This is a genomic window from uncultured Marinobacter sp. (assembly GCF_963974375.1).
Classification (GTDB): Bacteria; Pseudomonadota; Gammaproteobacteria; order Pseudomonadales; family Oleiphilaceae; genus Marinobacter.
Window position 1 is genome coordinate 1 of sequence record NZ_CAXBDN010000258.1, and the last position, 6,292, is coordinate 6,292.

General features: G+C 59.6%; 5 protein-coding genes. 3 read left to right on the top strand and 2 right to left on the bottom strand.

Annotated features, from left to right (window positions below):
* Positions 1–256 (bottom strand): glyceraldehyde 3-phosphate dehydrogenase NAD-binding domain-containing protein (locus tag AAC035_RS17490; RefSeq protein ID WP_339806378.1); only part of this gene is annotated, 256 nt, incomplete at its 3' end.
* The gene (tkt, locus tag AAC035_RS17495; protein ID WP_339806379.1) at positions 256–2,256 is read right to left on the bottom strand and encodes a transketolase; all 2,001 of its coding nucleotides are present in this window, start codon (positions 2,254–2,256) and stop codon (positions 256–258) included. The genes AAC035_RS17490 and tkt, both read right to left, overlap by 1 nt.
* A gap of 224 nt (positions 2,257–2,480) precedes the next feature.
* On the opposite strand from tkt, the gene AAC035_RS17500 reads away from it, so the two are divergent.
* From AAC035_RS17500 to ahcY, 3 genes are all read left to right on the top strand, one after another.
* Entirely contained in the window at positions 2,481–3,485 is a 1,005-nt protein-coding gene (locus AAC035_RS17500) for a metalloregulator ArsR/SmtB family transcription factor (RefSeq protein WP_339806380.1), read from the top strand.
* A 147-nt stretch (positions 3,486–3,632) separates the two neighbouring features.
* Positions 3,633–4,823, top strand: a complete 1,191-nt coding sequence (gene metK / locus AAC035_RS17505; protein WP_339806381.1) for a methionine adenosyltransferase — start codon at positions 3,633–3,635, stop codon at positions 4,821–4,823.
* Positions 4,824–4,873: 50 nt separating this feature from the next.
* A complete protein-coding gene (gene ahcY / locus AAC035_RS17510) occupies positions 4,874–6,268 on the top strand; it encodes an adenosylhomocysteinase (RefSeq protein ID WP_339806382.1) in 1,395 nt (464 codons plus the stop codon).
* Positions 6,269–6,292: the final 24 nt, after the last annotated feature.

Sequence of the window (6,292 nt, forward strand, 5' to 3'; positions counted from 1 at the left end):
CCGCATGGCGCAGTACGCTGATGCGATCACCGTTCACCAGCAGACTGTCCTGCTCCACCCGCACGTCGCCCTGAAAGCGGCCATGGGTCGAATCGTACCGGGTCAGGTGGGCAATGGTGTCAATGTCCGCCAGCTCATTGATGGCCACCACCCGCATCCGGTCCCGGTAGCCGTTTTCATAGAGTGCGCGCAGCAGGCACTGGCCAATCCGGCCATAGCCATTAATTGCAATACGGGCCGGGGCAGATCGACTCATCAGGCGTCCAGCAGCTCCCCGGCCACGGTCAGGATATTCTCCAGGGTAAAGCCGAACTCCCGGAACAGCTCACCGGCAGGTGCTGATTCCCCGAAACTGCTCATGCCGATGACCCGGCCGTCCAGTCCCACGTACTTGTACCAGTAGTCTTCGATGGCTGCTTCGATGGCAATACGGTTGGTCACATCCAGCGGCAGGACCTTCTGCTTGTACTGGGCGCTCTGGGCATCGAACACATCGGTGGAGGGCATGGAAACCACGCGGATTTTATGACCCTGCTCCCGCAGTTTCGCGGCCGCTTCCTGAGTCAGCCCCACTTCGGAGCCGGTAGCAATCAGGATCAGGTCCGGGGTGCCGCCACTGTCGGACAGCACGTAGCCACCGCGGGCCACATTGGCCAGCTGCTTGGCGTCGCGGGTCTGATGGGGCAGATTCTGACGGCTGAATACCAGGGCGGTAGGTCCATCGTTGCGCTCGAGAGCGGCTTTCCAGGCAACCGCAGATTCAACCGCATCCGCCGGACGCCAGGTGCTCATGTTCGGGGTGGTGCGAAGGCTGGCCAGCTGTTCGATGGGCTGGTGAGTCGGGCCATCTTCGCCGAGGCCGATAGAGTCGTGGGTGAACACCATGATGGAGCGCTGCTTCATCAGTGCCGCCATACGCACGGCGTTGCGGCAGTATTCCATGAAGATCAGGAAGGTGGCACCGTAAGGCACAAAACCACCGTGCAGGGCGATACCATTCATGATGGCCGCCATGCCAAACTCACGCACACCGTAATAGATGTAGTTGCCACTGGCGTCGTCTCGGGTGACGCCCTTGCATCCGCTCCAGATGGTGAGGTTGGAGCCGGCCAGATCGGCAGAGCCACCCAGCAGTTCCGGCAGCATCGGGCCGTAGGCATTGAGGCTGTTCTGGGACGCTTTGCGACTGGCGATGGTCTCGCCCTTGTCGTTCACTTCCTGGATGTAGGCCTGGGCTTTTTCGGAGAAGTCCGCAGGCAGGTCACCTGCCATACGGCGCCGGAATTCAGCCGCCAGCTCAGGCTCGGCCTTCTCATAGGCAGCGAAGGTTTGCTCCCAGGCGCTCTGGGCAGCCGCGCCCTTCTCTTTCGCGTTCCAGGCGGCGTAAATGTCATTCGGAACTTCAAACGGTCCGTGGGTCCAGCCCAGGGCTTCGCGGGTCAGCACAATCTCGTCGTCACCCAGCGGTGCGCCGTGACAGTCTTCCTTGCCCTGCTTGTTGGGGGAACCAAAACCGATGATGGTCTTGCAGCAGATGATGGTGGGCTGGGTGGTGTTGGCACGGGCCTGTTCGATGGCATCGCGGATGGCGTCCGGATTATGGCCATCCACCGCCGGAACAACCTGCCAGCCATAGGATTCAAAACGCTTGGGCGTGTCGTCGGTGAACCAGCCTTCCACTTCACCGTCAATGGAGATGCCGTTGTCGTCGTAGAAGAACACCAGCTTGCCAAGGCCCAGGGTACCGGCCAGGGACGCCACTTCGTGGGAGATGCCTTCCATAAGGCAGCCGTCACCCAGAAACGCGTAGGTGTAATGGTCAACAATGTTGTGACCGGGACGGTTGAACTGGGCCGCCAGTGCCTTTTCTGCAAGTGCGAAACCTACAGCGTTGGCGATACCCTGCCCCAGTGGACCGGTGGTGGTCTCAACACCCGGGGTGTAACCGTACTCAGGGTGGCCCGGAGTCCTGGAGTGCAGCTGACGGAAATTCTTCAGGTCGTCAATGGACAGGTCATAACCACTCAGGTGCAGCAGCGAATACTGCAACATGGAGCCATGACCGTTGGACAGCACGAAGCGGTCACGGTTGGCCCATTGGGTGTCGGCAGGGTTATGACTGAGATAATCGTTCCACAGCACCTCGGCGATGTCCGCCATACCCATGGGCGCACCCGGGTGGCCGGATTTGGCTTTCTGAACCGCATCCATGCTCAGCGCGCGAATGGCGTTGGCGAGATCTTTGCGAGATGGCATTGACGTTTCTCCACTGACTTTAATAAGGAAAATAAAACGGCTTGAAAATAAGGCGCGTATTTTCGCCGATTAGTACCCGCCGGAGCAAATCGGCGTGGTCCCGGAACGCCGGCGGAGCACCCCTGACGTACTGGAACCGGCTGATTCCAAAGCCCGATAAACCTATATCAAAGTTTTTTGATATGAATATTGATTGATCAATCGCGACCGCCTACACTGGCGCCATGACATCCATGACGCAATCAGCAGCTGGCGCTGCCTCACTGAACACCCTGGCACCGATCTTCAAGGCAAGCGGTGACCCCCTGCGCCTGGAAATTTTACGGGTCCTGCGCCGCGACACCTTCGGCGTACTGGAACTCAGCCAGCTGTTCGATATGCGCCAGTCCGGCATGAGCCACCACCTCAAGGTGATGCACAAGGCCGGCCTGCTGGAACCACAGCGCGAAGGCAACGCCATTTTCTACCGGCGCACCCTGCACCTGGATAACCACAAGCTCACCGACCAGGCCATTCGCCAGATTTTCGAAGCGGTCGACCGGGCGCCATTGCCGGTGCATCTGCAGGAACGCATTGACGAAATACGCAATCAGCGCGCCGATCAGTCCCAGGCCTTTTTTGCCCGCCACGCCGAACAGTTCCGGGAACAGCAGGAACTGATTGCCGCGTTTGAGCAGTATGCTGACCCCGCCGCCGAGCTGATCCGCGCCAGAGCCAGCCAGCAAAGCTGGCATCAGGCCCTTGAAATTGGCCCCGGTGAAGGCGGCTTTCTGCCGGTACTGGCGGAGCTGTGTGATCAGGTAGTGGCCGTCGACAACTCCAGCGACATGCTCGCCAAGGCCGGCCAGACCTGCGCCGGGCTGAAACTGGATAACGTCACCCTGATGGAAGGCACCACCTCGGATCTGCGGCAGGCCGGCAACCGCCGGTTTGATCTGGTTGTGGCAAACATGGTGCTGCACCACGTGCCCAGCCCGGCGGATATTTTCCTGGACGCCGCAGCCCTGATGGTGCCCGGTGCCTGCCTGCTGATCAGCGATCTGCGCAGCCACGACCAGGACTGGGCCAAAGCCAACTGCGGCGACCTGTGGCTGGGGTTTGAGCCGGAAGAGCTCAACGCCTGGGCCAGCGAAGCCGGGCTGACCACCGGAGAATCTCTGTTCATAGGTTTGCGCAACGGCTTCCAGATACAGGTGCGTGAATTCTGGAAGCCCGAAGACAAAGAATGAGTTTTGACCCCGTAAAAATCGAACCGGTTAAAGAATATCAATTTTTTTTGATATAAAATTTGAAACCAACGTATCAACTTGTCAGGTGCTGTAAACCAGCACCTTACCAACGAGCGCTCCCAGGGGCGCCCAGAGAGGAGCTAGCCAATGTCTGACTACAACATCTTCACCTCCGAATCCGTCTCCGAAGGCCATCCGGACAAAATGGCCGACCAGATTTCCGATGCGGTTCTGGATGCCATTCTGGCGGAAGACCCCCACGCCCGGGTTGCCTGCGAAACCATGGTGAAAACCGGTGTTGCGATCGTCGGCGGCGAAGTGACCACCAGCGCCTGGGTTGACCTGGAAGATCTGGTGCGCGGCGTCATCAAGGACATCGGCTACACCTCCTCCACTGTGGGCTACGACGGCGACACCTGCGGCATCATCAATATCATCGGCAAGCAGTCTGTGGATATTGCCCAGGGCGTGGACCGCCAGAAGCCGGAAGATCAGGGCGCCGGCGACCAGGGTCTGATGTTTGGTTACGCCAGCAATGAGACCGACGTGCTGATGCCGGCTCCGATCACCTTTGCTCACCGGCTGGTAGAGCGCCAGGCCGAAGCCCGCAAGGCCGGCGTATTGCCCTGGCTGCGCCCGGATGCCAAGAGCCAGGTCACCTGCCGCTACGAGAATGGCCAGGTGGTCGGCATCGACGCCGTGGTGCTGTCTACCCAGCACGATCCGGAAGTAAGCCAGAGCGATCTCAAAGAAGCGGTTATGGAACTGATCGTCAAGAACGTGTTGCCGCCCGAGCTGCTGCACAAGGACACCCAGTTCCACATCAACCCCACCGGCAAGTTCGTGATCGGCGGCCCCGTGGGCGACTGTGGTCTTACCGGCCGCAAGATCATCGTAGACACCTACGGTGGCATGGCCCGACACGGTGGTGGTGCCTTCTCCGGCAAGGATCCCTCCAAGGTAGACCGTTCCGCCGCGTACGCGGGCCGTTATGTGGCCAAAAACATTGTGGCTGCCGGTCTGGCCGAAAAGTGCGAGATTCAGGTGTCCTACGCCATTGGTGTGGCCCTGCCCACGTCCATCTCGGTGAACACCTTCGGTACCGGCACGATTGGCGATGACAAGATCATCGAGCTGATCCGCGAGCACTTTGATCTGCGTCCCTATGCCATCACCCGCATGCTGGACCTGCTGCACCCGATGTACCGGGCAACTGCAGCCTATGGCCACTTCGGCCGCAATCCCTATGAAATGACCGTGGGCGGCAAGACCTTTACCGCGTTCCCATGGGAGAAAACAGACAAGGCCGCAGCCCTGAAAGACGCCGCAGGCGTTTAAAAGACCTTGGTAGCTGCGGCATCCATTTTTGTTAAAGACAGGAGAACACCATGAGCACTCCGGCAGAAAAACTGAACAGCTTTGACGATTTCAAGGTACGCGATCTGTCCCTGGCGGACTGGGGCCGCAAGGAAATCCGGATCGCAGAGGGTGAGATGCCCGCGCTGATGGCTCTGCGCAACAAGTACAAGGCAGAGCAGCCCCTCAAGGGTGCCAACATCATGGGCTGCATCCACATGACCATCCAGACCGCAGTGCTGATCGAGACCCTGGTCGAGCTGGGTGCCAGTGTGCGCTGGTCCTCCTGTAACATTTTCTCGACCCAGGATCAGGCTGCAGCCGCCATTGCTGCGGAAGGCATTCCGGTATTTGCCTGGAAAGGCGAAACCGACGAGGAGTACGACTGGTGCCTCGAACGTACCGTGGGCGCAGACGTGGCCGGCTGGGAACCCAACATGATTCTGGACGATGGCGGTGACCTGACTGCCCTGATCCACGAAAAGTACCCGGCGGTCCTGGCCAACTGCCACGGTGTCACCGAAGAGACCACCACCGGCGTGCACCGCCTGCAGGAAATGATGCGGGACGGCACCCTGAAGATTCCGGCCATCAACGTCAACGACGCGGTCACCAAGTCCAAGAACGACAACAAGTACGGGTGTCGTCACAGCCTCAACGATGCCATCAAGCGCGGCACCGACCACCTGATGGCCGGCAAGAAAGCGCTGGTGATCGGTTATGGTGATGTGGGCAAGGGCTCGGCTGCCTCCCTGCGCCAGGAAGGCATGATCGTAAAAGTGACCGAAGCGGATCCGATCTGCGCGATGCAGGCCTGCATGGACGGTTTCGAAGTGGTGTCGCCGTACATCAACGGCGTCAATACCGGCACCGAAGCAGGTGTCGACAAGGCCCTACTGCAGACCACCGACTTGCTGGTCACCACCACCGGTAACATGAATGTGTGCGATGCCAACATGCTCAAGGCCCTGAAGAACGGCGCCGTGGTGTGCAACATCGGTCACTTTGACAACGAGATCGACACCGCCTTCATGCGCAAGAACTGGGAATGGGACGAGGTCAAACCACAGGTGCATGTTGTCTACCGCGACAAGGCCACCAATGATCACCTGATCCTGCTGTCCGAAGGCCGTCTGGTGAACCTGGGCAACGCCACCGGTCACCCGAGCCGGATCATGGACGGCTCGTTCGCCAACCAGGTACTGGCGCAGATTCATCTGTTCAACGAGAAATTCGCCGACCTGCCGGTTATCGAAAAGACCCAGAACGTCACCGTCATGGTGCTGCCGAAGAAGCTCGACGAAGAAGTCGCGGCCGAAATGGTCAAGGGTTTCGGCGGCGTCATCACTCGCCTGACCCAAGGCCAGGCCGACTACATCGGCGTGGAAGTCGAAGGTCCGTTCAAGCCGGATAGCTACCGCTACTAATCGAGGCTTGGCCACATTAGCGCT